We start from the raw sequence: 24,197 nt of genomic DNA on the forward strand, positions 1-24,197 counted from the left end.
GTCAGCTCCTGCGTCCGGCGCCGTCGAACTGGCCCATCCGGTCGAGCACCGATCCGGCCGTCGGCCCGGTCAGCTCATCCACGACACGGCCGTCGGCGAGGAAGACGACGCGGTCCGCGTAAGAGGCGGCGACCGGATCGTGGGTGACCATCACGATGGTCTGCCCCATCTCACTCACCGAGCGGCGCAGGAACGCCAGCACCTCGGCGCCAGCGCGGGAGTCCAGGTTTCCGGTGGGCTCGTCCGCGAAGATGATCTCCGGACAGCTCGCCAGCGCCCGCGCGCACGCGACTCGCTGCTGCTGGCCACCGGACAGCTCACCAGGCCGGTGGGACAGGCGTTCCCGCAGGCCCACGGTGTCAATGACCTGGTCCAGCCAGTCCTGGTCCGCCCTGGCGCCGGCGATGTCCATCGGCAGGGTGATGTTCTCCAGCGCGGTGAGCGTCGGCAGCAGGTTGAACGCCTGGAAGACGAACCCGATCTTGTCCCGGCGCAGCTGGGTCAGGTGCTTGTCCTTGAGGGCGGTGATCTCGCTGCCGCCGATCCAGATCTGACCGGCAGAGGCGGTGTCCAGGCCGGCCATGCAGTGCATCAGCGTCGACTTGCCCGACCCGGACGGGCCCATGATCGCGACGAACTCACCGCCGGTCACGGACACGTCGACCGCGTCCAGCGCCACCACTCGGGTGTCGCCAGAGCCGTACGCCTTGGTCAGGCCCTGCGCGCGGGCGGCCGGCGCATGGCCGGTCCCCTGCGCGGCGGTGACCGGTGCTGCTGTACTCACGCACATCCTCCTGGGTTCTCGGCCCGACCGTCCGCTCCATGAGCACCGGGCCCGGTGCTGCTGGTGAGCGGGTGCACGGGCATGGCAGACTCGGGACACGAGTAACTTCTACGAAGACGTAGAAGTTCTACATGGACGTAGAAGATAGCGCAGGAGGTGACCGGCCGTGTCCGAACCCAACGCCCCCGGGGGCCGGGCCAAGGGTGAGCTGGAGGCCGAGGTCCTGGCGGCACTCCAGGACGCAGCGCCCCAGGCTCTGACGGCCGGCGAGGTCAAGGACCGGATCGGCGCCGGCCTGGCCTACAGCACGGTGGTCACCGCCCTGTCCCGCCTCTACGCCAAGAACCTGCTGACACGCACCGCGCGTGGACGGGCTTTTGCCTACCTCCCGGTCGCCGACGAATCCGGCCTGGCCGCCCGCGAGATGCGCCGCGTGCTGGACGGCCGCCCCGACCGCGAAGCCGTCCTGACCCGTTTCGTCGACGACCTCTCCGCCGACGACGAGGAACTGCTGCGCAAACTCCTGGACTCCGGGCAGTAGGCGCGGCCCGCATGCGCTACGTCGTCTACCTGCCGCTGCTCTTCCCACTGCTGGCAGCCCTCGCCGCCCGCCCCCTGGGCGAGCGACTGCCGCCACGCCTGGCCACCTGGCTGCTGACCACCGCGGCCCTGCTCCTGGCCGCCGCGAGCACCGCCGTCCTGGCCATGCTCACCATCACCGGACTGCTCCGATTTCCGCTCCTGGCCCGGTTCGCGCACGGACACTGGTCGGCCGAGGCGGCCCAGCACAACGACCCGGCCTCACTGTCCGTCGCCCTACTCGCAGGCGTCCTCCTGGCCGCCGCCTCCACGGCTGCCGGCCGCATGCTGTGGCTCCGCATCCGCACCCTGGCACGCTCCGCCGCGGAGGCGAAGTGCTTCCCAGGCCGGGACCAGCTGGTCATCGTCGACGACCCCGCCGCCGAGGCCTACGCCGTCCCCGGCCTGCCCGGCCGCATCGTCGTCTCCACCGGCATGCTCGCAGCCCTCGACCCCGCCGAGCACGAGATCCTCCTCGCCCACGAGCGTGCCCACCTCAGGCACCACCACTACCTGTTCATCGCCGCCGCCCAGCTCGCAGCCGCAGCCAACCCGCTGCTGCGCCCGCTCGCCACCACCGTGACCTACACGATCGAACGGTGGGCGGACGAGAGCGCCGCCACGAGCACCGGCGACCGCGTGCGGGTCGCCCGCACCGTGGGCAAGGCCGCCCTGGCCGCGAAACGAACCCGTACCCGCTTCCGGATCCCCGCCGCAGCCCTGGCCCTGGTGGGGCGTTTCTCCTCCACCGGCCCCGGCCCGGTACCCCGCCGGGTCGCCGCTCTCCTCGCCCCGCCCCTGCGGGGCCGGGGACTGCCGCTGGCCATGATCACGTGCCTGCTGCTCGCCACGGCACTTTGCGCAGCCGAAGCCGCACACGACCTGGAATCCCTGCTGGAACTGGTCAAATACGCCGCATCGCAGAGCTGAGTTCCGGAGGCCGCGATTGTGATCGCCACCCTTCTGCTGCTGGTCCACATGCAGCCGGTCGGGCACCTGGCCGATGCGGCCGCCCGGGCAGTCAGCTTGCGCAGCCGCAGCGGGAACGGCGCCATCACGGCGTGTGCCCCACCATGCCGCCACCGGCCAAGTGCACGATCACAAACACCGCGACCAGGACGATCGCGACCGCCGCGGACACCTTCACCCAGCGCGGAGCCCCCTCGCCGTCGTCGTCTCTGCGATCCGATGAGCCGGCCATAACGACCTCCAGGAAACGTGCGGGAGGGAACTCCACCAATTTTTCGAGACACACCGTCTCTACCTGGAACTGAGTGTATCCCTCGTGGACGCCTGTATTCTTGCTGGGTGCCGAAGCTGTGGAACGAGACGATCGACGCGCACCGCGCCGCAGTCCGGGAGGCCATCCTGGACACCACTGCCACGCTGATTGCCGAGGGCGGCCTGCGGTCGGTGACCATGTCGCAGATCGCGGAGCGGACCGGTATCGGCCGCGCCACGCTCTACAAGTACTTCTCCGACGTCGAAGCCGTGCTGCTGGCCTGGCACGAGCGTCAGATCGCCGGCCACCTCCAGCAGCTCGCGGGCACCCGCGACCAGGGCGGCACCGCCGTCCAGCGCCTGACCTCGGTGCTGGAGACCTACGCGGGCATCGCCCGCCAGCGCCACGGCGGCGAACTCGCCGCTCTCCTGCACCAGGGGGAGCATCTCTCCGACGCCGAACGGCACCTGCACGGCATGCTCCAGCACCTTCTCGCCGAGGCCGCCGAAGCCGGTGACCTGCGCGGCGACGTCCCGCCCGCCGAGCTCGCCCAGTACTGCCTGCACGCCCTGACCGCCGCAGCCGCCCTGACCTCCGAGAGCGCAGTGGCCCGCCTGGTCGCCGTCACCCTCGACGGCATGCGCCCGGTTCCCTGAATCCGCCAAGACCGCCACTTCGTGTGATCGACAACGGGGTCGCCGGACAGCGCCTTCCGGCCGCCGGATAGGGTCACGGAGTGATCACGGTCAGGGCTGCACTCGGCACGCCGCGGACCCGCCGAATGGCGGGCCCGCTCCAGTTGCTGTGGCTGGCCGCCCTGCTGCTCGCCTTCCTCTACACCCACGCCGCCGGAGCCGACAGCGCCTCCGCCCACGTCACGGGCGGCGCCGTCACCGTGCCCCACCTGACGCCCACCGGCACCGACAGCGCCGAACACCACGACGGCTCGCGGCACGAACGCCGCGACGACGGCGGCGCTCACTCCCACCCCGCGCAGGAATGCGCCTCCGGCCACCCGCATCAGGGCTGCGACCTGCCCGGCCCGACCCTGGTTTCCCTCCGCGAGCGGACTGACGCCGTCGCCGCGCCGACTCCGCAGCCCTGGACCCGGACCCCGCACCGCCGACTTCCTCCCTTGCGAAGTTCCCTCACCTCAGTGGTGCAGCAGGTATAGATCCGGGCCCTTTGCCCCGATCTGCCCTGACTCTCATCGCCCACCCCGGCCCCTGCCACGGTGACGCGCCGGGTGATGAGCCATACCCGCGCCACCCAAGGACTTCGCATGACCTCCGCTCAGCGCCTCGACGCCCACACCCCCCAGACCGCACCGCAGGCCCCCGCCATGGGGCGGGCCGCCCGGCGCAAGGCCCACTCGTCCCGCAAGCGTTCGCTGGCCGCCCGCTACCTCGGATACGTCGGCTACTTCGTCGGCGCCGGCCTCATCAGCGGCGCCGTCGTCCACCACCCCCTCGACCCCGACCGCTACACCCGCATCGCCGGCTACGGCGCGCTCGTCTTCCTCGCCGCGACCGTCCTCAACGAGTTCCTCCTCACCCGCGAGCGTCCGGGACCCGCGCGGATGCTCGTGGTGATCGGCTCCTCCCTGCTGCTGTCGTTCGGCATCGGCATGCTCAGCGGCGGCCTCCAGCACTTCGACGACTTCCCCGACCGCGGCGCCGTCCTCGTACCCGCCGGGATCGTCGTCTCGTTCATCGCGTACGTCATCAAGGACGCCGACACGCCTTGGCAGCGTGTCTTCAGCCTGCTGGGCCTGACCGTCCTGGCAGTGGCGGCCCTCGCCTTCTTCGGCCTGCGCGAGGTCGCGGCGTCGATACAGACGGCGCCCGGCGGCGGTCACAGCCACGGAGCCGCCGAAGAGCCCGCGGCGGACGATCAGGCTCCCGCCACCAGCCCCTCCATCGCAGCCACTCCCGCGCCGGCCACCTCCGCCCCGCCGAGGCCAGCCACCCCTGCACCGGCCCACAACGACGGCCACAGCCACTGACAACCCGCACCGGCGCGGCCCGCAGAACCGGGTCGTGCCGCCCGGCGGCACCTTCCCACCGATGAATGTCACTCAGGTGAGGACAGCGGCCGGCGGACCCTGCCGGCCAGGGTCCGGGCACCGTCGCCAGCCGGGCGGTCAGGTCCAGGTCGAGGCGGCCGTTCATGTCCAACTCGAACGGCCGTAGGGGTTCAAGCACGTCCAGAACAGCGGTGACAGCGCCCGCCGGTCCGAGCCTGGCTCGCACAGCCTCCCCCGGCAAGACGGCCCCCGCTCGTGGATTCGGCCAGAGAGCCCGGCCGCATCAGGCTCAAGGGTGGGCCAGCACGAGCCCAGTTCCGCACCACGCCTCGGGGCCCGCTGCAAGCAACTCCAACCGGACAACGGACACTTGCCAACTCTGTCCATAACTTCTGCTCCAGGGCCAGCCGCCCGCCAGGACGCCGGGGCCGGGTACGGACTCGGCGGCCTGGGCGAGCATCGGCTCGAAGGGACGGGGTCAGGACCACTCGGGGTTGGCCTCCTGCTTCGAAGTGGGTCCTGCAGACACCGAGGCGGAGCCGGTCCCGCTCCGCCTCGGCAACGGCGGTGGTGTTCGGGCAGTCCTCCGCGACCCTGAGCGGGCCTGGCGCTCGGCGTCGTCCGCGGCGAGGCTCCAGCGCAGCCTCGCCGCATTCCACAGGGCATCGTCCTTGCCGGCATGAGCGGTGTCGGCTGTCAGACGGTGTCCGGCAGTCCGCCGGGCAGTTCTGTCCCGTTGATCTCCCGGTACAGTTTCTGCAGGTGGGCGAGGTCAGCCGGGAAGAGGGATTCGATCACCTGCGGGTCGGGCTGGTCCTTCGTGCCCAGGCGTGTGATCACCAGGCTGAGGAGCACGACACCCCGATACGACGGGTTCTCCCGTACCCGCTGGTCTACCAGCGGGGCCAGCTCGTCGTTCTCGGTGGCCAGGCGCATCACACCCTCCCGGTGGGTGACACCAGCCGGATCGGTGTACCCGTGGGGAAGGGTGAAGGGGAACTCCCGGGGCGCTGCTGAAAGGCTCATGACCACTCCCGCATCGACCAAGTACGGCACCATCACCTGACCGGCGGGCCACCCGCCGGGAGCGGGGCGTGGGTCAGGTGCGGGCCCGGTCCGCCCGCCACGGCCATCACGCGGCCGGCTCGTAGACGACGGTGGTCGTGGGGCAGTCCTCCGCAATGCCCAGGAGCGCCTGGCGCTCGGTCTCGTCCACCGCCAGGCCCCAGCGCAGCTTCGTGCCCACCCAGGTCTTGGCATAGGTGCAGTGATACGAGCCGTCCGTCGGCATCCACTGCGCCGGATCCTTGTCCGCCTTGGACCGGTTGGAGGCGGCGGAGACCGCGATCAGAGTGTCCGGGGAGGCCTGGTCGTTCGCGTACGCCTCACGCCGCGCCGCATCCCAGCCGAAACCACCCGAGTCGTGGACCTCGGCCAACGGGACGAAGTGGTCGGCGTCCAGGCGGGCGGCGTCGGTGACGACCACGTCGTCGTAAGCGCTGCGCCACACCCCGCCGGTCAGCTTGCAGCCGGCCGCGACCTGCGGAGCCTCGACCGCCTCGGAGAGAATCACCTCCTTGCGGGTATCGCAGCCGTCGGAGGCGGTGTGCTCCTGCACCACGGTGTCGGCGGTGGCGCGGCGGGTGGCCCCGTCGCCGGTGCTGGGGCCGGTGCCGGCGCGCAGGCTCAGTTGCAGGTCGTAGCCGCCCAGCTGTCCCTCGGATTGCCCCGGGGGTGGTAGTTCGACGGGTCGCCGGCGGTGAAGTCGGTGCTGACGCGGGCGGCGGCGGCCAAGGCGTCACGTTGCAGTTCGCCGCGTTCGTCGGCGAAGAAGGAGGCCCGGATCACCACGGCGAGCGGCACGGCGAGCAGGACAAGGGCCACCAGGGCGGCGACCAGGGCCACGCGGACCACACGCTGTCTCATGCGCCCATCATGAAGGCGCATTGCCTGCGGGAGGGGCCGCGGCGGATGTCGGGGGTGCGGTTTTGCCGTCGTCTAACCGTGCTCGGCTCGGGCTCTTACCTGCTGCTGCCTAGCGTCGCAGGTAGGGCAGTTCGCCTTACTCCTGAAGGGCGCCATGATCATGCGACGCACACTTGTTCTCTCCCTTGCCGGTCTCGCGCTGACCGCAGGCGTGGTGGCGGGATGCGGCAGCGGCAGTACCTCCGCACCGCCTAGCGGCGCCACGACCACCAGTACGAAGCCGGTGCCCGCGGAATCCAACCCTGCCGGTGACATCCCCGACAACCAGGCTTATGTCGCCTACCAGCCCGCCCAGGGCGGGTTCACGGTCAAGGTGCCCGAGGGATGGGCACGCTCCGAGAGCGGCAACGCGGTCATCTTCACCGACAAGCTGAACCGGATCGAGATCGCCTCCGCCAGCGCCACGAGTGCCCCCACCGTGCAGTCGGTGAACTCCACCGTGGTCCCTGTCCTGCAACAGCAGGTGCCCAAGTTCGCGATGGGCAAGGCGACTGTCGTTTCCCGGCCGGCCGGGCAGGCCGTCCTGCTCACCTACCGGGGTGACAGCGCGCCCGATGCGGTGACCGGCAAGGTCGTTCACTCCGCGTTCGAGCGGTACAGCTTCTTCCAGGGCGGCCGGCAGGTCGATCTGACGCTGTCCGGGCCGGTCGGCGCAGACAACGTGGACCCGTGGCGCATCGTCACCGAGTCCTTCAGGTGGCAGTGATGACCACCACCGCAACACCCACCCAGCAGTCCGCGGACACTGCCGCGCTGAGAGCGCGGGATCTGTACAGGTTCTACCGGGCGGGCGAGGAGGAGACTCTCGCCCTGCGCGGGGTCGCCCTTGAGGTGCGGCGCGGCGAGAGTGTCGCGGTGATCGGGCCGTCCGGGTCGGGCAAGTCCACTCTGCTGGCCTGCCTGGCCGGGCTGGACGAACCCGATGGCGGCACCGTCCACGTCGGCGGGGAGCGCATCAGCCACCGCCCGGAGGCCGAGCGGGCCCGCGTCCGCGCCCGCCGTATCGGTGTTCTGCTGCAGTCCGGGAACCTCATCGCCCACCTGGACATCGGCGCCAACATCCGCCTGGCCCGGACCGCCGCCCCCGGCGCGGGCAAGCAGTCCATCGCGGAGCTGCTGGAGCAGGTCGGGCTCGGGCACCGGGCCCGCGCCCTGCCCCAGGAGCTCGCCGGAGGTGAACTGGCCCGCGCGGGCCTGGCCGTCGCTCTGGCCAACGACCCGGACATCCTCCTCGCGGATGAGCCGACCGGTGAACTGGACGGCGTCACCGAGCAGCGGATCCTGGCCCTGCTGCGCGAGCGCGCGCAGGCGGGCGGCGGGGTGCTGCTCGTCACGCACAGTCCCGAGGCCGTCAAGATCGCCGACCGGGTCATCACGTTGCGTGACGGAAGGATCGGGTCATGACCACCCCTCAGGAGGTGCTCGTCCGCTGCGAGGACGTCGCCCGCACCTACGGGCAGGGGCCCGGCGCGGTCGTCGCGGTGCACGGTGCGACCTGCCACGTCCGCACCGGTGACCGGATCGCGATCACCGGACCGTCGGGTTCCGGGAAGTCGACCCTGCTGCACCTGATGGCCGCACTCGAGGAGCCCACCACCGGCGAGGTGACCTGGCCCGGTCTGGCCGAGGGGCCGGTGGCGGCACAGGTCGGGGTCGTCTTCCAGGGGCCCAGTCTCATCCCGGCGCTGGACGTCGCGGAGAACGCGGCACTGCCCCTGGTCCTGGCCGGTATCCCGGAGGAGCGGGCCCGCCGCCGGGCCCTGGATGCCCTCGCCCTGGTCGATGCCGCGGATCTGGCGGACAAGCTGCCCGAGGAGCTCTCCGGTGGCCAGGCCCAGCGTGTGGCCATCGCCCGCGTGCTGGCCCTGGCTCCCCGCCTGGTCCTGGCGGATGAACCCACCGGACAGCTCGACCGCGCCACCGGCCAGCACATCATCGACGTCCTCCTGGCGACCGCCGACTCGATCGGCGCCGCCCTGGTGGTCACCACCCACGACCCCACCGTCGCCCGCCGCCTCGCCGAGCAGTGGGCCATGCACGAAGGCCGCCTGCAACCCGCACCCGGCACCCGCCGGCGGAGCGCGCCGGCACCCCAGGGAGACATGTCATGATCATCACCTGGATCGGCGGACTGCTCCGCCGGCGCACCGGACGGCTGATCGCCACCGCGTTCGGCATCGCCCTCGCCGTCGCCCTCGTGGCATCCCTCGGCTCGTTCCTGACCGCGTCGAAGTCGACCATGACCGGTCGTGCGGTGCACTCGGTCGCTGTGGACTGGCAGGTCCAGGTCCAGCCGGGCGCCGACCCCGCCGCAGTCCTGAGCGCCGTGCGGGCCGCGAGCGGCACCAAGAGCGCCGAGAGCGTCGGCTTCGCCCGCAGCACCGGCTTCCAGGCCACCGTCGCCGGCAGCACCCAGAGCACCGGCCCCGGCGTCGTCCTCGGCCTGCCCGACACCTACCGGGCGACGTTTCCCCGCGAGATCCGGCAGCTGACCGGCGCCTCCTCCGGTGTCCTGATCGCCCAGCAGACCGCCGCGAACCTGCACGTCGCGGCCGGGGACACGGTCACCATCACCCTGCCCGGCACCGGCACCGGCACCGGCACCGGGTCGGCGAAGGTGACGGTGGCCGGGGTGGTCGACCTTCCGCAGGCCGACTCCCTGTTCCAGAAGGTCGGCGCGCCGCCCCAGTCCCAGCCCGCCGCCCCGCCCGACAACGTCATCCTGCTCCCCTCGGACCTGTTCAACACGCTGGCCGCACCGGTGGCGGCCGTCGACCCGGCCGCCGTCACCACCCAGATCCACACCGCCCGAAACGCACCCCTTCCCGCCGACCCCGCGGCCGCCTACACCTCCGTCACCGCCGCAGCCCGCAACCTGGAGGCCCGCACCTCCGGCGGAGCGGTCGTCGGCGACAACCTCGGCGCCGCCCTCGACGCCGCCCGCAAGGACGCCCTGTACGCCCAGATCCTGTTCCTGTTCCTCGGCGTCCCCGGCGCTGTGCTCGCAGCCCTCCTGACCGCTGCCGTGGCCGGAGCGGGCGCCGACCGCAGGCGCCGCGAGCAGGCCCTGCTCCGTACCCGGGGGCTGCGGCCCGGCCAGGTCACCGCGATGGCCGGCGCGGAAGCGGCCGTGGTCGGCGTCGCAGGCGGTCTCCTCGGGGTGGGCATCGCCGCCCTGGCCGGCCAAGCCGCGTTCGGAACCGCCTCGTTCGGCGCGAGCACCACTTCGGCCGCGCTCTGGTTCGCCCTCGCCCTCATCCTGGGCCTGGTCGTCGCCGCCGCCGCGGTCCTGGTGCCCGCGCTGCGCGACTTGCGCACCGGCACGGTCGCCGCCGCCCGCAAGGTCGTCGGCCGAGCCCGCTCCCCGTGGTGGATGCGCTTCGGCGTGGACTTCATCCTCCTCGCCGCCTCCCTCCTGGTCTTCCGCGCCTCCAGCGGCAATCAGTACGCGCTGGTCCTGGCCCCGGAAGGGGTGGCGAGCATCTCCGTGTCGTACTGGGCTTTCCTCGGACCGGCGCTGCTCTGGATCGGCGCAGCCCTGCTGCTATGGCGCCTCGCCACCCTGGTCCTGGCCCACGGACGCAGGCCCCTGGCGCGCCTGGCCCGCCCCCTGACCGGGACACTCGCCGCCACCACGGCGGCGAGCATGTCTCGCCAGCGCCGCCCGCTGGCCCGCGCCATCGTGCTCCTCGCACTCGCCGTGTCCTTCGCCGCCTCCACCGCCACCTTCAACGCCACCTACAAGCAGCAGGCCGAAGTCGACGCCCAGCTCACCAACGGCGCCGACGTCACGGTCACCCAGTCCCCGGGAGTCAGCGTCGGCCCCGACGCCGGAAGCGCCCTCAAGGTGGCCGGCGTACGGCACGTGGAGCCCCTCCAGCACCGCTTCGCCTACGTCGGCGCCGACCTCCAGGACCTGTACGGAGTCCAGCCCGCCACCATCACCTCCGCCACCTCCCTGCAGGACGCCTACTTCGCCGGCGGCACGGCCAAGAGCCTCATGAACAAGCTGGCCGCCCGCCCCGACTCCCTCCTGGTCAGCCAGGAAACCGTCAAGGACTTCCAGCTCGCCCTCGGCGACACCGTGAACCTGCGCCTGCAGGACAGCCGCACCAAGGCTTTGACCAGCGTTCCGTTCCACTACGCGGGCATCGTCAAGGAGTTCCCCACCGCCCCCAAGGACAGCTTCTTCGTCGCCAACGCCGACTACATCGCCAAGAGCACCGGAAGCAACGCGGTCGGCGCGTTCCTGATCGACACCGGCGGTACCCACCAGAAGAGCGTGGCCACGACACTGCGCGGACAGGTGGGCACCGCGGCAACGGTCACCGACGTCACCCAGAGCCGCTCCAAGGTCGGCTCCAGCCTCACCTCGGTCGACCTCGCCGGGCTCACTCGCATCGAATTGGGCTTCGCCGTCGTGCTGGCCGCCGCCTCCGGCGGCATCGTCCTGGCCCTGGGCCTGGCGGAGCGCCGGCGGACCTTCGCCATCACCACCGTCCTGGGCGCCACCCGCCGCCAGCTGCGCGGACTGGTCCTCAGCGAAGCGGCCGTCATGACCGCCGGCGGCCTGGCGGGCGGCGCGCTCATCGGCTGGGCCCTGTCCCAGATGCTCGTCAAGGTCCTCACCGGCGTTTTCGACCCACCCCCGGCGGCCATCGCCGTACCCTGGACCTACCTGGCCCTCACCGTCCTGGCAGCCGTCGTCGCGATCGCCGCCGCGGCCCTGAACTCCGCCCGCAGCTCCTCCCGTCCGGCCGTCGAAGAACTCCGCGAACTGTGACGACCGGCCCCCAAACGGCCGGGGCGGGCTCCGCTATCCCCCCCAGCGGCGCCCGCCCCGGTCCCTCCGCGCCGCCACCAGTGGCGTCAGCCGCCCTCGCACCGGACGGCCCCTACGCTACGAGCCATGCGCACGCCCGCACCCCGGGAGGGGACCCACGACCTGGTCGTCGAGGACGACGACACAATCGGCCGCCACCTCGATGCCGGACTGCGCGGCAACGGCTACCGCACCACCTGGTGCCGCACCGGCCTCAGCGCACTGCCGAAGCCCGCACCGGCGGCTACGACGTCGTCGTCCTGGACCTCGGCCTGCCCGACGCCGACGGCATCGACATCGCACGAACCCTGCGCGGGCAATTCCCCGGCCTGCTCATCGTCATCCTCACCGCCCGCGGCAATGAGATCGACGTCATCGCCGGCCTCGACGCCGGAGCCGACGACTACCTCATCAAACCCTTCACCCTCACCGTGCTCCTGGCCCGCCTCCGCGCCCACCTGCGCCGCCGGACGCAAGCCCCCACACAGCAAGAAGGCCCCCTCCGCATCGGCGACCTCACCGTGTTGGACACCACCGCACGACGCTGCCATCTGGCCGAAACCGAGATCACGCTGCGGCCCAAGGAATTCGACCTGCTCGCCGCCCTCGCCGAACACGCCGGCGCCTCCGTGTCCCGCGAAACCCTCATGGCCCAGGTCTGGGACGAGAACTGGTTCGGCCCCACCAAAACACTCGACGTCACCCTGGCCTCACTGCGCCGCCGCCTGCACCAAGCCGCCGCCACCTCACCCAACCCCCTGAACCTGCCCCAGATCACCACCCTGCGCGGCCATGGCTACCGCCTGGAGACCAGCCCACCCCAACCGTCGCCAGGAGCCGGCAGCGACACGTGACATCCCCGGGGCCGTATGCAGGCGAGTGCACCAAGGCCTTCCAGCCGCAGCGCCGCCCGACCGCACGGCGAGGGCCAAGCACAGTCCAGAGGAGCAGGTGGCAACCATCACCGCGCCGGCGACGGCGTTTGCGCGATGCAAATCGACGCCTCGCAGGCGCAGGCACCCACCCGGCCCGGCTGCCCGGCCGCGCTGCCGGACATGAGCCCATCCCGCGGCATTCGGCCCGGGCACCGCGCGAGATCAACGTCAGAGACCCCATTGCCAGTACAACTCGGGCTGAACCGGTCTGTCGCAACCGGCCAGGCCCAGCCGAGGATTCTTCCACTCATTCCTGTTCCACCGGGGCAGGGACCGGTCATTCTGGTAGAGGCACCTGTTCCTGGCCCCGACGATCTTCCAGGCGGTACGCTTCCATGTCGCGCTCTCCCACGGCACGCGCTGCCATTTCTGCTCCGCCCGCGCAACCTGGCAGGCCTCCACCTTGACATCGCGGCCCGATGCGGTGAGGCAGTAGTTCCCGTTCAGCCGGGTCCTGATGGTCCCGTCATTTCCCGCATCCCATTTCTGCGTGTCCGAGCCATTGCAGTCGGCGATCTGCACCAGGCCCGCCGTCCATGAAGCACCCTTCACATCGAGACACTGTTCCGGCGCCCTGGTCCCGAACATCGTCGTCCGGCCGATATCTCCCATGATCTCACCCGGCCGCGGGGCTCTGTGCGTTTGCGTGTACTGCCTTTGCACCCAGTGCCGGTACGTGCCCGGGAACGCCCCTTTATAGATCCCCTTGGGTCCGCACACGTTCTCGCGAGGGCACTCGCTGTATGCGATGTACCATCGGACGATGTTCTCCTTCCCGGATTCCTGCGCCGGCGTCAGATTTCTCTTCAGTCGCGCCATGGTGTACCCGAGGTAGGACGTCAAGGGAATTCCGGTACGATAGGCGACCTGCCTGAAATAGCGTGCCGTGATGCCGTGGTCGCTGTGGTCCACCCGCCCGCCCATTCCCGCCGCGAACGAAGCATTGTCATGGTCCAGGGTGAGGATCCTCTCCGCTTGGGCCAGTCGGGCCAGGGAAGACAGCACCGACAGCAGCTGCTCCTCGCTGTAACTCCTGCCGCCCTGAGCCGGGGTGATCGCTTTCCTATTTCCGTCGAACAGCCGGAGCAGACTCTCCGGCTCCAGCCCGTGAGGCCTGCCGTCATACAGCCCCACGAAAGTCAGCCGCACATCCGAGCCCGCCCCCCGGCCGGCAAGCCGGAACGAGCGGAGTCTGCGGCCGTCTGCAGTCACTTGCTCCAGCATCCACTTGTTCTCGACGCCTGCCATTTCCGCATACGCCTTGCGGACCCCGTTCTCCCTGTTCACCACATAATTCTTCACTTCTTGCGGGATCTCTTCATCGCCGTCCCCGGCGGTGAGGTACACCGCGGTGACGGAGCATCCGGCCCGGATAGTGTTCATGATTTCCGGATTGATGAAAAGCAGATCATCGTCGGGGTGTGCCACGCCCACGAGGGTGCGCCTACAGGCCGTCTGCTGGCCCGCTGTTCCGCTCTTCGGCCGCGACGCCTGCCCGGCATCGCCAGGGGCGGCAGGGGGAGGGTTCCACGAGCCCAGAGCCACACAGATGGTCAGGAGCGAGGCGGCCGCCAGCGCCAGGCCCGTCCTGCCTCGCCTGATCATGTTCTCCACCGGTCCCTCCTCCTCCGTGCACTTACTGGCCGCCCAGCCAAGGAACACGGGCGGCTTTGCCCCGGCTGCCGACGGGCCGGGGCCAGGAGCGGCGCTACGCGCGACGGAACGGCGGCGGAAGCGACAGGCGACAGGCGACAGCACCACTACTACGCGAACACTCCCGCACGCGCACTCCGGCGCAAAAGCACGCCGAGATCCCCGCGGATGGAAGAAGATTCCTCTCCGCTACCTCGACTACCGCGACAGGGGCAGTGGCGACACCCATCTTGCAGGCGCAGAATTGCCGGATGGGTGATGCCGGGGCAAGGGTGGCCGGGTCGCATCGTGGGCCTTGCCGCTCATGCTCACCCCGGCCTCAGCCCAGTCGATTCCCCGCTCTTCCGTCGTCTCGACCGAGCCCCCGCCCGCGGGTACGGGCCCCACCTGTCACGGACCACTGACCGTCCCCGACCTGCCCCGAGCCTGCTGGTGTTGTCGCCGCGGCCGGGCTTGACCAGGCCGGCCCCGGCCGGCCACCTGGACCACCGCCTCCTCCACACCCGCCCCGCACTCCCGGCCCCTCTGGGCGACCGCGGCCGCAGGCCCCCTCGCCCCGCTGGATAGCCTCGACCCGAAGTCCTCCGGCGGGTGCCGGATCCCGCCCACGCTGAAAGGCCACCTCGATGCCCCTGGCTGCCCAGCCCCTCCCAAGGGGTCTGGTACCTGGGGCCGGTCCCCTTGCGCGCTTACGCGCTGTGCATCATCGCGGGCATCTTCGCGGCCCTGTGGCTCACCCGGCGCCGCTGGACGGCCCGCGGCGGCCGAGGGCCCCCGGTGTCCTCAGCCGCGGCGCCGCGGGGCCACGGCCGGCAGCCACTGCGTCTGCGGCAATCCGATCGGCGTCGACCGTGGCAGCGGTTCTCCCCGTACCTCGGTGGATGCGATGGCTTCTTCAGCGCCAGAAGTGCTGCCCGGCGGCACACCAGCTGACCGGCTCGGCGGCGGCAGTGGTGGCAGGGGCGTTGGTGAGTCGGATGGCGGCCATGACGGCCATGGCTTTCACGACTGTTGCGACAGGGCCGGGATGGGCGATGCGGCCCCCGCCGGTCACGGGATCGCTTTCGCGATGAGGGTGGTGTTTCGCAGTGGCTCCGGCTGTCCGGGAGGGTTCGCGGGACGTAGCTGCTGTTTCAGGTCCCCACCCGGCTGGTGGCCGTCGGGTTGTCTGTCGTACTGCCTTAGTCTCGATGAGGTGTGGGTGGCTGTGTCCTTCTACGGTTGCCCCTTTCACCGCTCGGCCCGCTCGCATCCGCCCGGCGCCGAGCCGGCGGGACGGATTACGGGCCAGCCCTGAACGCAGAGGCCGGCGTGAGAAACCGAGGCGACGGACGGTGGTGCCGTTCCCGCTCTGGCCCAGCCGCACGGAACGGCACCACCGCCCGGCCGGTCACTCCTTCCCGGTGAACTGGTGGTCGACGGAGCTGTTGGCGTCGGCGTGCCCGCCGGGGCCGTCGGAGACCGCGTTCTCAGGCGCCTCGCCGGCCCGCTCCTGCTCCTTGGCGTCGCCGGCGCCCTCACGGTCGACGGCATCGCCGGACTTGTTGGTGTCGGGCGTGGTCTGGTCGCCCTGCTGGATGTTGTCCCGGTCCGGCCCGGTGGCGTTCTCGTCCGGGTCGGGGGTATGGGCGTTTGCGGAGACGGACGGCGTGGCGACAGGCGCGGCGGTGGTGGAACTCGCCATCGCGATTCCGCTCGCCGCTCCGCCCGCCAGCAGTGCCGCTCCCGCGATCAGGGCGATCCTGCGTCGGATGATGGTCATGGTGCTTTCCCCTTGGCTCGGATTGGTAGGTCCGGGTGGACAAACCCCAACCTGCGACCGGGCCGCTGAGAGGACACTGAGAGAGCGGGCTCTCAGCCTCCTCTCAGCAGACGGCTCCTACGGTGCGGCGTACCGTAGGAGAAGAGGCGGCCATGCGCGTGCTGGTGATCGAGGACGAACGCGGCCTCGCGGCGGCGATCGCCCGCGGGCTCGCCGAGGAGGGCTTTACGGTCGACGCGGCCCACAACGGCGTGGACGGACTGTGGAGCGCCACCCACGAGCCGCACGACGTCATCATCCTCGACATCATGCTGCCCGGACTGTCCGGATACGAGGTCCTCAAACGGCTCCGGGCGGCAAAGGTCTGGACGCCTGTGCTCATGCTGACGGCGAAGGACGGCGAGTACGACGAAGCGGACGCGCTGGACCTCGGAGCCGACGACTACCTCAGCAAACCCTTCTCCTACGTCGTGCTCGTCGCGCACCTGCGGGCCCTGCTACGGCGCGGGGCGCCGGAGCGCCCCGCCGTACTCGCCGCGGCAGACCTCACCCTCGACCCCTCCCGCAGACAGTGCCACCGCGCCGGGCGGGAGATCCCCCTGACTGCACGGGAGTTCGCCCTTCTGGAATTCCTGCTGCGCCGCCCCGATGCGGTGGTCAGCAAGACCGACATCCTCACCCACGTGTGGGACGAGAACTTCGACGGCGACACCAATATCGTCGAGGTGTACATCGGCTACCTGCGGCGCAAGATCGACACGCCGTTCGGATGCCGGACGATCGAGACCGTCCGCGGCGCCGGCTACCGGCTGCGCGGCACCCAGGGTGACCCGTGAGTACCCGCATCACCAGGTGGTGGGCCCGGCGGTCGCTGCGGCTGCGCCTGACCGCCGCCGCGGCCGCGGTGACCGCGGCCGGACTGACCGCAGCGGCCGTACTGCTGGTCACCTGGCTCCACGGCAGCCTCATCGGCGGCCTCGACCAGACCGCCCTGCAACGCGCCCAGGTCATCGCCGCCGCCATCGACACCGGCAAACTCACCACCTCCCTCCCCGCGTCCGCCGAAGGCGACGCCGCCGTACAAGTCATCGACAGCAAAGGCGCAGTACGGGCCAGCTCCACCAACCTGGAACGCGAGCAGCGCCTGTTCACCTTCAGCGCCAGCGCCACCGGCGACCCCCGGGCCCGCACCGTGAACGGCCTGCCCCTCGGCGACAATGGAGCCTGGCGCACCGTCGCCATCCCCGCCGGCCAACCACCCGACCCCCTCTCCGTGTACGTCGCCGTGCCCACCGCCACCGTGGACCGCAGCCTGGGACAGCTAACCGCCGCCTTGGCCACCGCCGTGCCCGTGATCGTCGCCCTGCTCACCGCGGTGGCCTGGCTCCTCACCGGGCGCGCGCTCCGGCCTGTGGACACCCTGCGCGCCCAAGCCGCCGCCATCACCGCCTCCGACCTCAGCCGGCGCCTCGACGTCCCGGCCACGCACGACGAACTGGGCCGTCTCGCACGCACCCTCAACGACCTGCTCGGCCGCCTCGACGCCGCCACCCGCCAGCAACGCCAGTTCATCGCGGACGCCGCCCACGAACTGCGCAGCCCCCTGAGCAGCCTGCTCACCCAGCTCGAGGTAGCCGTGCGCCGCCCCGACACCGCGCAATGGCACACCCTGGCCCCCGACCTCTTCGAAGAAGGCGAACGCCTCTCCCGGCTCGTCGACGACCTCGTCCAACTCGCACGCCTCGACGCCCGCCCTCAACTCCGGCGCCGACCCGTGGACCTGGACGAGATCGTCTTCGCAGAAGTCCGCCGCGTCCGGCAGCAGTCGCCTCTCGCCATCGACGAACGGGCGGTCAGCGCCGCCCGCATCGACGGCGACGCCGACGCCCTCTCCCGCGTTGTACGCAACCTGCTCGACAACGCCGCCCGGTACGCCACCAGCCGCATCGACATACAGCTGGCCGTCATCGACGGCGCCGCCCACCTGGTCATCGCCGACGACGGCCCCGGCATCCCCGCCCCCGACCGGCAACGTGTCTTCGACCGTTTCACCCGCCTGGACGACGCACGCGCCCGGGACGCTGGCGGAAGCGGCCTGGGCCTCGCCATCGTCCGCGACATCGTGGCCGCCCACCACGGCACCACCCACATCGAGGACAACACCCCTGGCGTCCGCCTCCTCGTCCGCCTCCCCGCCAGCGACAGCTGACCGCTCCCTGTCGACCACCACCGCCCATCGAGCCGGACTGGTGGGCTCCGGCGCTGGATAAGCCCGCAGCTGGTGGCCGATCCGCCGCCATCTTCACCGGTCTTCCCCGCGGCGGCCTCGTTCGGTCCGGTGGTCCGTTCGTGTGCGGCACCGGTGTGGTCTCGCCCCGGCTCGCCGCCGCACTCGCCGCGTTAACCGGCTGACCGCGGCCGGGCCGCCTGGGGGAGGTCCGGCCCCTGCAGTCGGGCAAAACTTCACGGCGACAGGGCGGTGAGCATTCGCGCGACAGACCTGCGGGACTTCGATCACCGCGCCGTCGGCCGGCGGCGGCGCGAGAGGGCACGGGGTGATGCTGGTTGCGCCGAGGGGACGGACCGATGTTCCGGTCCGCCTCCAGGGCTTGGTGGGCCAGCGACGGGTTGCAGGCGCCCAGGATCAGGTAGTCCTCCATCTCGTGGCCGAGCTTTGCCTTCAGCCCCCGCCCCGTCCGAGTGATCCTCGCGCCCCACCACTTTCGGGTGCGTCCTGTCTCAACGTCCATCGGAGCGGGTCGTCCAGGCATCCTCAAGACCGCAATGACAAGCGATCTGTGAGGGGCTGGCTGTCTCATGAGACATGCGGAACGCGGAGAAGTCCATTCGTCAGATCATCACCACGGCGGGGATGCAGGCGCGAATGCAGGCGGTGACCACGTGGCTGACGTCCGGTGCCCGCCCCGTTGTAGGTTCCGCGTTTTGCTGGGCAAATTACCTGCGAGATGGGCGCCAGGTGGGCAATTTAGCGGTTCCGTGGGCACTGACTGCGGTCAGTAACTACGGTCCTCCGCATGGCCATCAGGAGTCCAGTCCGACCCGCTCAAGGGGGGCGTCCTTGAAGAAGTTGCCAGCGATCAGGTTGAGAATAGAGCCTATGGCCCCAAGGGCGAAGGCAACGAGGAGCCAAGCTGCCGCCTCAGCGCCTGAAACATGGTAGAGCACGAGAAACTTCCCCACACCGAAAGCGGCAGCGATGAAGGCGGCCATTACAGTCATCACCACAGCGACCAGGCGAATCATCGTCGCATGCGCACGAAATCTCGAGAATTAAAATCCTCTCGTAGTTCCGTGTTCCAGTTCAACGCTGGAGAGCACCCTCCCATTGCTAATGATCAGGGAGACTCTAACCCCGTCAAATTCTCCTCCTTTGACAGTTTTCACCTGCAGTACCACGCGCTTCACTCTGCGTCCGCTTTTAAATCCTATTTTTGCGTAGGTACGAGAGTTCTCTCCATCCCACCCGGCCGGCGGGTACTCTCCCACGGTATCCATGTAATCCTGGGCCTGTCGTCTGCGCAGAGTGGCCTCAGGGATGCCGATTTGCCATCGGTCCCAGTTGCTGTCAAATTCCACCGGCCAGCCGCCCGGCATGACGATCATTGGTGCAGCAGACTGCGCATGCGGCGCCTGATCATTTCCATTCATCCGCTTCTACCCCTGCTTCCATTTCTAGTGGCGCTTTGGCCTGCGCCTGGGCCTGCCATTCCCCGATGACCCAGGAACGATCCGGCAGTGATTCGGAGAGTTCGATCTTCAGAGCAACGGCCAGGCGGCGCAGCGGGAAAGGCAGAAAAGAAGCCGGTAGATGCAACATCTGAGCCAGGGTAAATGACGCTGCCAAAAGGCGCTTTCCGGGATCGTCTAGCGACTTCCACAGGTCAAGCGCAGCATGAAATTCGACAGAATCCTCCCTGGAGTCTTCCGTGTGATTGACGCCGTCGATAACTCCTTGAATCGCCGGCCGGATGGCATCGGCCAGGCCGCGATAGAGTGGGCGCCGCTCCACCCACTCATCAAAGCTCCTCACCACTAGCGTTGCATTAGGGCTCTCTGGCGGATAGAGGCGGACGAGATCAACGGCGATTTCCAGTGCTGCGGCACTTGTGGGAACGGCAGTTCCACCACCACTACCACCACCGGAGCGGGGCGCGCCGCCCAGAGGATTCGGCCCACCACCTCCGCTGGGCAGGGCTTCGGCGTAGTCGCGTGACGCCCGGTTCGTGGCGATCTGCCAGTTCGGCGGTGCCCCGGAGCGCGACAGGCACGGCTTCCAAGATCATGGAGTTCTCGACGCCCCGTGATCCGAGTGGAAGACCGTGCCTGCCGACGCATCATTGCTGATCCCGCCTGCCCTTGACCAGCTCCGCGAGCATCCCGAAGTCGAATCCGCCGAGGTCCCGCGCCTGCTGGAGCGGCTGGCCGAGGTGCCCGACCCGCGAGACCCGCGCGGCTTACGGCACGCTCTGGTTGCCGTGCTCGCGCTGACCGCGTGCGCGGTTCTTGCGGGGGCGACCTCTGTGCTGGCAGTCAGCGAGTGGATCGCCGACGCCCCGCCGCACATCCTGGAACGCCTCGGCATACGCCTCGACCCATTGTTCCCGAAGCGGTTCGTGCCTGCGGAAACGACGGTCCGGCGGCTGCTGGCCCGCATCGACGGCGACGCGCTGGACCGGGCGGTCGGACGCTGGCTCGCCGACCGACGCCCGGAGGCGATCGGGCTGCGCGACCTCGCAGTGGACGGCAAAAGCCTGCGCGGCGCGGCCAGAGCGAAGGGCCGCAAGATCCACCTGCTTGCCGCACTGGATCACACCACCGGCCTGGTCCTGGCCCAGCTGGACGTCGGCGAGAAGACAAACGAGATTACCTGCTTCCAGCCGCTGCTGGACACCGTCGCCGACCTGGCAGGCGTCGTCGTCACCAGCGACGCGATGCACACCCAGCGCGAGCACGCCGACTACCTCCTCGGCCGGGGCGCCCACTACATCGTGATCGTCAAGGGTAACCAGAAGAAGCTGCGCCGGCAGCTCAAGTCCCTCCCCTGGAAGGACATCCCGCTTCAGGGACGCACCCGGGGCATCGGCCACGGCCGCTCGGAGATCCGCCGGATCAAGGTCGCCACCGTGAACAGCCTCCTCTTCCCCGGAGCCCGCCAGGCTGTCCAGATCAAGCGCCGGCACACCGACCGAAAGTCCGGCAAGACCACCGTCAAGACGGTCTACGCCGTCACCAGCCTGACCGCCGAACAGGCCACCGCAGCCCAGCTCGCCGAACTCGTCCGCGACCACTGGAAAATCGAGGCCCTGCACCATGTCCGCGACACCACCTTCGCCGAGGACGCCTCCCAGATGCGGACCGGCAACGCGCCCCGCGCGATGGTCACCTGGCGCAACCTCGCCATCGGAGCCCTCCGCACGGCCGGAGTAAAGAACATCGCGGCCTGCCTCCGCCGCAACGCCCGCGACCCTCGCCGCCCCCTCGCACTCCTCGGCCTCGGATGATCACGAATCGGACGTCATTGCGACTACGCCGAAGCCCTGACCCTGAGCCTGCGAGAGTGTCCAGGAGTTCGACAGCCTCGGTGACGTAGCGGTAGGCCGTCGTGGTTCCGACGCCGAACCCGGCCGCGAGCTGGGCGTACGTGTGTCCCATCCGCAGATGGGCGAGTGTGAGCAGGGCCTGGCGGCCGGCGCTCAGGCGCCGCCAGCGGGAGCCGATCGTATGGTGGTGCCGCCGCAACTGCTGCGTGGGGAAGCGGAGGGCAGAGCTGGACACGTCGACGCCCGACGGTAAACAAGCACGTGAAGCCTCTGGTTGAGACGGTTCTCTTGGTCGAAAACTCATCTACCAGGGGCTTCACCGCGTTGTCAGCCCAACTTCCGTACCTCAGAAATAGGTTGGGAAAAGACTCATTGCTGAAAGATTGAGAGCGTCTGGCTATGCCGTTATCACTCGGGGTTCGCAGAACTCGATAGTTGACGAGCCGGGGTATCGCAGGCAGACCTGAAACCAGGCAATGGTCAAGCTTGTCGACATTGTCCCACACCCGCTCGAACTTCCGTTGGTGTCTGAGACACTGCCTGTACCGCCGCCGACATACTCGTACAGGGTGACGACACCCCGATTGTCCGCCTTGGTGTCACAAGCCGAAAGGTAACCTCCGTCGATGTGGCCATACCCAGCACCGTAAGGGAGGTACGAATAGGCGTAGTACGCGAAGGCGGGCGAGGCAGCCAGCACTACTGTGCTAACCGCCGCAGCTGCCACGCCAATCAGGCCCCTGCACGTCTTCCTTTTCGTTATCTTCACGTTTCCCTTCCCTGGGCATTCTGCGAACTAGGTCTACGCGCATGTGCGAAAACTGCGGTTAATGCTTACCGTCGACCCGCAGCGAGATCTTTGCACAGCAACAACAGGCCTGCAAGAGCCCAGGGCTGATGGGTTCTCAGTTGGGTGCGGCTCTGTTTGAGGGACGGTGATCGCGAGGAGTTTCGCGTTCTGGAAGAGCGGTAAGTCCTTGGGGTGGTGCGGGGGCAGGGCGATTGCAAAGTCGCAGTGATCTCGTAGGTATGCAGGTCAGGGCTTCGGCGTAGTCGCAATGACGTCCGATTCGTGATCATCCGAGGCCGAGGAGTGCGAGGGGGCGGCGAGGGTCGCGGGCGTTGCGGCGGAGGCAGGCCGCGATGTTCCTTACTCCGGCCGTGCGGAGGGCTCCGATGGCGAGGTTGCGCCAGGTGGCCATCGCTAGGAGCTCGTAACAGGATCTTGTTGAGATGGGCCCTGGTCGGGCGTAACCAGTGTGATGATTCGGCCGTTCGTGAGTGCGTGAGCACTCGGCCGTGGATCGTGGACGACGACTTGTGGGTACTGATCGAGCCGCTGCTGCCGCCCTGGCCGACGAGGTCGCCAGGGCCGCGGCCGGTGGCAGACCGGTTGTGTCTGCAGGGCATCCTGTACGTGCTCTGCAACGACATCGCCTGGCAACTCCTGCCTCCTGAGCTGGGCTTCGGCTCGGGGCAGACCTGCTGGCGAAGACTGGAGCGGTGGCAGCAGGCCGGGGTCTTCGACCAGCTGCACCGGATCCTGCTCGCCGAACTGAACACGGCCGGCCGCCTCGACTGGTCCAGGGCCTGCGTGGACGGCTCCCACATCCGGGCGAAAAAGAGGGAGCCGACACCGGTCCGTCGCCGGTCGACCGGAGGAAGACGGGCAGCAAACACCATCTGATCTGCGACGGACGCGGCACCCCGCTGAACGTCATCAAGACCGCGGCGAACGTCAACGACGTCACCCAGACCCTCACCCTGGTCGACGGCATCCCACCAGTGGCAGGTCGTCCCGGCCGGCCCCGCCGGAGGCCCGAGGCCCTGCTCGGAGACAAGGGCTACGACTCCAACCCCAACCGCGATGAGCTGCGTAAGCGCCGGATCCTGCCCGTCATCTCCCGCAAAGGAGCCCCGAACATCAAGGGCATGGGCAAGCTCCGCTACGTCGTCGAGCAGACTTTCGCCCTGCTCCACCAGTTCAAACGACTCGCCGTCCGATGGGAACGCCGCACCGAACTCCACGACGCCTTCGTCTCCCTCGCCTGCAGCCTCATCTGCTGGCGACGTCTCAACAAGCCCGACTCATGATCGTGTTACGAGCTCTTAGCTGGCTGGTATGCCAGAACTGCGTACCGATCGTCTCCCGCTGCGCCGGTGGCGAGAGTCCGACCTCGAACCGTGGGCGGCGGTGAACACCGATCCCGAAGTCCGAGAATATTTGGGGGAACTGCTGACGCGGGAGCAGAGCGATGGCGCGGTGGCACTCATGCAGGCCGGGTTCGACGAGCGAGGTTTTGGGTGGTGGGCGCTGGAAGTACGGGAGAGTGGTGAGTTCATCGGCCGCGCCGGCTTGGACGAGGTGGACGAGGGCACGCCGTTCACGGGGGTGGATATCGGGTGGCGGTTGATGCGTTCGGCGTGGGGCCACGGTTACGCCACCGAGGCGGCCCTGGCCTGCCTGGCCTGCCTGGCCCTCGGCCTCGGAGCCCTCGGGCTGCCGGAGGTCGTTGCGTCGACGACCGTCAACAACCTTCGTTCCCAGGCAGTGATGCGCCGGATCGGAATGACCCGTGACCCGGCCGACGACTTCGAGGATCCGAGCGTGCCCGAAGGCCGCTTCGCCAGCGTGTGCTGTACCGGACCCCCGCAAGATGCCCACGGGATACACACGCGGCGGGACACGACCCCGGTTTGTGATCACGTAAGGCCTAGTACTCCGGCTGTAGATCGTGATCTTTATGCATCAGCGGCTTGCCGCTGACAGTAGCTGGCAAGGGTCGGGCCTGGTGTCGGCGTCGCCAGTCGGACCACGATGCTGCCCATCGGCATCCCGCTATTGTTGATCACGCAGGGCCTGGTGC

Annotated in this window: 22 protein-coding genes and 4 pseudogenes; 15 read left to right on the forward strand and 11 right to left on the reverse strand. The window is 69.5% G+C overall.

From position 1 onward, the window contains the following. Position 1: 1 nt before the first annotated feature. On the reverse strand, positions 2–790 hold the full coding sequence (locus ACIQU4_RS41015) for an ABC transporter ATP-binding protein (RefSeq protein ID WP_403742613.1): 789 nt from the start codon (positions 788–790) through the stop codon (positions 2–4). Positions 791–950: 160 nt separating this feature from the next. On the opposite strand from ACIQU4_RS41015, the gene ACIQU4_RS41020 reads away from it, so the two are divergent. Both ACIQU4_RS41020 and ACIQU4_RS41025 read left to right on the forward strand, forming a co-directional pair. Next, on the forward strand, positions 951–1,325 hold the full coding sequence (locus ACIQU4_RS41020; protein WP_403742616.1) for a BlaI/MecI/CopY family transcriptional regulator: 375 nt from the start codon (positions 951–953) through the stop codon (positions 1,323–1,325). Positions 1,326–1,336: 11 nt separating this feature from the next. Next, positions 1,337–2,293 carry a M56 family metallopeptidase gene (locus ACIQU4_RS41025; protein ID WP_403742619.1) on the forward strand — a complete coding sequence of 319 codons (957 nt, stop codon included), beginning with the start codon at positions 1,337–1,339 and terminating at the stop codon, positions 2,291–2,293. A gap of 124 nt (positions 2,294–2,417) precedes the next feature. On the opposite strand, the gene ACIQU4_RS41030 is transcribed toward ACIQU4_RS41025, so the two are convergent. Beyond that, entirely contained in the window at positions 2,418–2,564 is a 147-nt protein-coding gene (locus tag ACIQU4_RS41030) for a hypothetical protein (protein WP_403742622.1), read from the reverse strand. A 107-nt stretch (positions 2,565–2,671) separates the two neighbouring features. Here ACIQU4_RS41030 and ACIQU4_RS41035 point away from each other — a divergent pair, with 107 nt between their 5' ends. The 3 genes from ACIQU4_RS41035 to ACIQU4_RS41045 all read left to right on the forward strand — a co-directional run bounded on the left by ACIQU4_RS41035 (position 2,672) and on the right by ACIQU4_RS41045 (position 4,590). After that, positions 2,672–3,241 carry a TetR/AcrR family transcriptional regulator gene (locus ACIQU4_RS41035; protein WP_403742625.1) on the forward strand — a complete coding sequence of 190 codons (570 nt, stop codon included), beginning with the start codon at positions 2,672–2,674 and terminating at the stop codon, positions 3,239–3,241. Between the two features lie 80 nt (positions 3,242–3,321). After that, the gene (locus ACIQU4_RS41040) at positions 3,322–3,759 is read left to right on the forward strand and encodes a hypothetical protein (RefSeq protein WP_403742628.1); all 438 of its coding nucleotides are present in this window, start codon (positions 3,322–3,324) and stop codon (positions 3,757–3,759) included. A 108-nt stretch (positions 3,760–3,867) separates the two neighbouring features. Then, the gene (locus tag ACIQU4_RS41045; protein WP_403742631.1) at positions 3,868–4,590 is read left to right on the forward strand and encodes a hypothetical protein; all 723 of its coding nucleotides are present in this window, start codon (positions 3,868–3,870) and stop codon (positions 4,588–4,590) included. Positions 4,591–5,307: 717 nt separating this feature from the next. Here ACIQU4_RS41045 and ACIQU4_RS41050 read toward each other — a convergent pair. From ACIQU4_RS41050 to ACIQU4_RS41060, 3 genes are all read right to left on the reverse strand, one after another. Further along, positions 5,308–5,637 carry a hypothetical protein gene (locus tag ACIQU4_RS41050; protein WP_403742633.1) on the reverse strand — a complete coding sequence of 110 codons (330 nt, stop codon included), beginning with the start codon at positions 5,635–5,637 and terminating at the stop codon, positions 5,308–5,310. Positions 5,638–5,743: 106 nt separating this feature from the next. Then, a complete protein-coding gene (locus ACIQU4_RS41055) occupies positions 5,744–6,232 on the reverse strand; it encodes an HNH endonuclease family protein (RefSeq protein WP_403742636.1) in 489 nt (162 codons plus the stop codon). Positions 6,233–6,297: 65 nt separating this feature from the next. Then, the gene (locus ACIQU4_RS41060) at positions 6,298–6,537 is read right to left on the reverse strand and encodes a hypothetical protein (protein ID WP_403742639.1); all 240 of its coding nucleotides are present in this window, start codon (positions 6,535–6,537) and stop codon (positions 6,298–6,300) included. Between the two features lie 160 nt (positions 6,538–6,697). Here ACIQU4_RS41060 and ACIQU4_RS41065 point away from each other — a divergent pair, with 160 nt between their 5' ends. The 5 genes from ACIQU4_RS41065 (at position 6,698) to ACIQU4_RS41085 (ending at position 12,273) form a co-directional block, all read left to right on the forward strand. Further along, a complete protein-coding gene (locus ACIQU4_RS41065; RefSeq protein WP_403742642.1) occupies positions 6,698–7,303 on the forward strand; it encodes a hypothetical protein in 606 nt (201 codons plus the stop codon). After that, positions 7,303–8,001 carry an ABC transporter ATP-binding protein gene (locus tag ACIQU4_RS41070; RefSeq protein WP_403742645.1) on the forward strand — a complete coding sequence of 233 codons (699 nt, stop codon included), beginning with the start codon at positions 7,303–7,305 and terminating at the stop codon, positions 7,999–8,001. Before ACIQU4_RS41065 ends, ACIQU4_RS41070 begins: the two co-directional genes overlap by 1 nt. Then, positions 7,998–8,708, forward strand: coding sequence for an ABC transporter ATP-binding protein (locus tag ACIQU4_RS41075; protein ID WP_403742648.1), 711 nt, complete (start codon positions 7,998–8,000; stop codon positions 8,706–8,708). Before ACIQU4_RS41070 ends, ACIQU4_RS41075 begins: the two co-directional genes overlap by 4 nt. Then, positions 8,705–11,380 carry an FtsX-like permease family protein gene (locus ACIQU4_RS41080; RefSeq protein WP_403742651.1) on the forward strand — a complete coding sequence of 892 codons (2,676 nt, stop codon included), beginning with the start codon at positions 8,705–8,707 and terminating at the stop codon, positions 11,378–11,380. Before ACIQU4_RS41075 ends, ACIQU4_RS41080 begins: the two co-directional genes overlap by 4 nt. 239 nt (positions 11,381–11,619) lie before the next feature. Further along, positions 11,620–12,273: a response regulator transcription factor gene (locus ACIQU4_RS41085; protein ID WP_403742654.1), complete on the forward strand. Its 654-nt coding sequence runs from the start codon at positions 11,620–11,622 to the stop codon at positions 12,271–12,273. Positions 12,274–12,522: 249 nt separating this feature from the next. Here the strand turns inward: ACIQU4_RS41085 and ACIQU4_RS41090 are convergent, their stop codons facing one another. Continuing rightward, positions 12,523–13,959 (reverse strand): ricin-type beta-trefoil lectin domain protein, encoded by a 1,437-nt coding sequence (locus ACIQU4_RS41090; RefSeq protein ID WP_403742676.1) that lies wholly within the window; start codon positions 13,957–13,959, stop codon positions 12,523–12,525. A 1,438-nt stretch (positions 13,960–15,397) separates the two neighbouring features. After that, positions 15,398–15,769: a hypothetical protein gene (locus ACIQU4_RS41095; RefSeq protein ID WP_403742657.1), complete on the reverse strand. Its 372-nt coding sequence runs from the start codon at positions 15,767–15,769 to the stop codon at positions 15,398–15,400. A 152-nt stretch (positions 15,770–15,921) separates the two neighbouring features. Between ACIQU4_RS41095 and ACIQU4_RS41100 the strand changes: the two genes are divergently transcribed. Continuing rightward, entirely contained in the window at positions 15,922–16,605 is a 684-nt protein-coding gene (locus ACIQU4_RS41100; RefSeq protein WP_403742660.1) for a response regulator transcription factor, read from the forward strand. Beyond that, positions 16,602–17,978, forward strand: coding sequence for an ATP-binding protein (locus ACIQU4_RS41105; RefSeq protein ID WP_403742663.1), 1,377 nt, complete (start codon positions 16,602–16,604; stop codon positions 17,976–17,978). The genes ACIQU4_RS41100 and ACIQU4_RS41105 overlap by 4 nt, the downstream gene beginning before the upstream one ends. A 373-nt stretch (positions 17,979–18,351) precedes the next feature. Here the strand turns inward: ACIQU4_RS41105 and ACIQU4_RS41110 are convergent. The 3 genes and pseudogenes from ACIQU4_RS41110 to ACIQU4_RS41120 form a co-directional block, all read right to left on the reverse strand. Then, positions 18,352–18,453 (reverse strand): annotated as a pseudogene (locus ACIQU4_RS41110) (DUF302 domain-containing protein); the annotation flags it as partial. A gap of 358 nt (positions 18,454–18,811) precedes the next feature. Next, positions 18,812–19,033 carry a hypothetical protein gene (locus ACIQU4_RS41115; protein ID WP_403742665.1) on the reverse strand — a complete coding sequence of 74 codons (222 nt, stop codon included), beginning with the start codon at positions 19,031–19,033 and terminating at the stop codon, positions 18,812–18,814. A 391-nt stretch (positions 19,034–19,424) separates the two neighbouring features. Continuing rightward, on the reverse strand, positions 19,425–19,820 hold the full coding sequence (locus ACIQU4_RS41120; protein ID WP_403742667.1) for a hypothetical protein: 396 nt from the start codon (positions 19,818–19,820) through the stop codon (positions 19,425–19,427). 397 nt (positions 19,821–20,217) lie between these two features. Between ACIQU4_RS41120 and ACIQU4_RS41125 the strand changes: the two are divergent. Next, positions 20,218–21,132: pseudogene (locus tag ACIQU4_RS41125) on the forward strand (ISAs1 family transposase); the annotation flags it as partial. 213 nt (positions 21,133–21,345) lie between these two features. On the opposite strand, the pseudogene ACIQU4_RS41130 reads toward ACIQU4_RS41125, so the two are convergent. Next, a pseudogene (locus ACIQU4_RS41130) lies at positions 21,346–21,634 on the reverse strand (transposase family protein); the annotation flags it as partial. 981 nt (positions 21,635–22,615) lie between these two features. Between ACIQU4_RS41130 and ACIQU4_RS41135 the strand changes: the two are divergent. Together ACIQU4_RS41135 and ACIQU4_RS41140 are read left to right on the forward strand one after the other, a co-directional pair. Next, a protein-coding gene (locus ACIQU4_RS41135) for an IS5 family transposase (RefSeq protein WP_403742669.1) occupies positions 22,616–23,424 on the forward strand; the annotation gives its coding sequence in 2 pieces (ribosomal slippage) (positions 22,616–22,933 and positions 22,936–23,424; 807 coding nt in all). Positions 23,425–23,452: 28 nt separating this feature from the next. Then, positions 23,453–24,033 (forward strand): annotated as a pseudogene (locus ACIQU4_RS41140) (GNAT family N-acetyltransferase). Positions 24,034–24,197: the final 164 nt, after the last annotated feature.

It is taken from the genome of Streptomyces sp. NPDC090741, from assembly GCF_044769045.1.
Classification (GTDB): Bacteria; Actinomycetota; Actinomycetes; order Streptomycetales; family Streptomycetaceae; genus Streptomyces.

Excerpts from the sequence above, each read along its gene's own strand:
- ACIQU4_RS41015 (WP_403742613.1), bottom strand. The coding sequence starts at position 790 with ATGTGCGTGAGTACAGCAGCACCGGTCACCGCCGCGCAGGGGACCGGC.
- ACIQU4_RS41025 (WP_403742619.1), top strand. The coding sequence starts at position 1,337 with ATGCGCTACGTCGTCTACCTGCCGCTGCTCTTCCCACTGCTGGCAGCC.
- ACIQU4_RS41030 (WP_403742622.1), bottom strand. The coding sequence starts at position 2,564 with ATGGCCGGCTCATCGGATCGCAGAGACGACGACGGCGAGGGGGCTCCG.
- ACIQU4_RS41045 (WP_403742631.1), top strand. The coding sequence starts at position 3,868 with ATGACCTCCGCTCAGCGCCTCGACGCCCACACCCCCCAGACCGCACCG.
- ACIQU4_RS41050 (WP_403742633.1), bottom strand. The coding sequence starts at position 5,637 with ATGAGCCTTTCAGCAGCGCCCCGGGAGTTCCCCTTCACCCTTCCCCAC.
- ACIQU4_RS41060 (WP_403742639.1), bottom strand. The coding sequence starts at position 6,537 with ATGAGACAGCGTGTGGTCCGCGTGGCCCTGGTCGCCGCCCTGGTGGCC.
- ACIQU4_RS41065 (WP_403742642.1), top strand. The coding sequence starts at position 6,698 with ATGCGACGCACACTTGTTCTCTCCCTTGCCGGTCTCGCGCTGACCGCA.
- ACIQU4_RS41070 (WP_403742645.1), top strand. The coding sequence starts at position 7,303 with ATGACCACCACCGCAACACCCACCCAGCAGTCCGCGGACACTGCCGCG.
- ACIQU4_RS41075 (WP_403742648.1), top strand. The coding sequence starts at position 7,998 with ATGACCACCCCTCAGGAGGTGCTCGTCCGCTGCGAGGACGTCGCCCGC.
- ACIQU4_RS41080 (WP_403742651.1), top strand. The coding sequence starts at position 8,705 with ATGATCATCACCTGGATCGGCGGACTGCTCCGCCGGCGCACCGGACGG.
- ACIQU4_RS41090 (WP_403742676.1), bottom strand. The coding sequence starts at position 13,959 with ATGATCAGGCGAGGCAGGACGGGCCTGGCGCTGGCGGCCGCCTCGCTC.
- ACIQU4_RS41095 (WP_403742657.1), bottom strand. The coding sequence starts at position 15,769 with ATGACCATCATCCGACGCAGGATCGCCCTGATCGCGGGAGCGGCACTG.
- ACIQU4_RS41100 (WP_403742660.1), top strand. The coding sequence starts at position 15,922 with ATGCGCGTGCTGGTGATCGAGGACGAACGCGGCCTCGCGGCGGCGATC.
- ACIQU4_RS41115 (WP_403742665.1), bottom strand. The coding sequence starts at position 19,033 with ATGATTCGCCTGGTCGCTGTGGTGATGACTGTAATGGCCGCCTTCATC.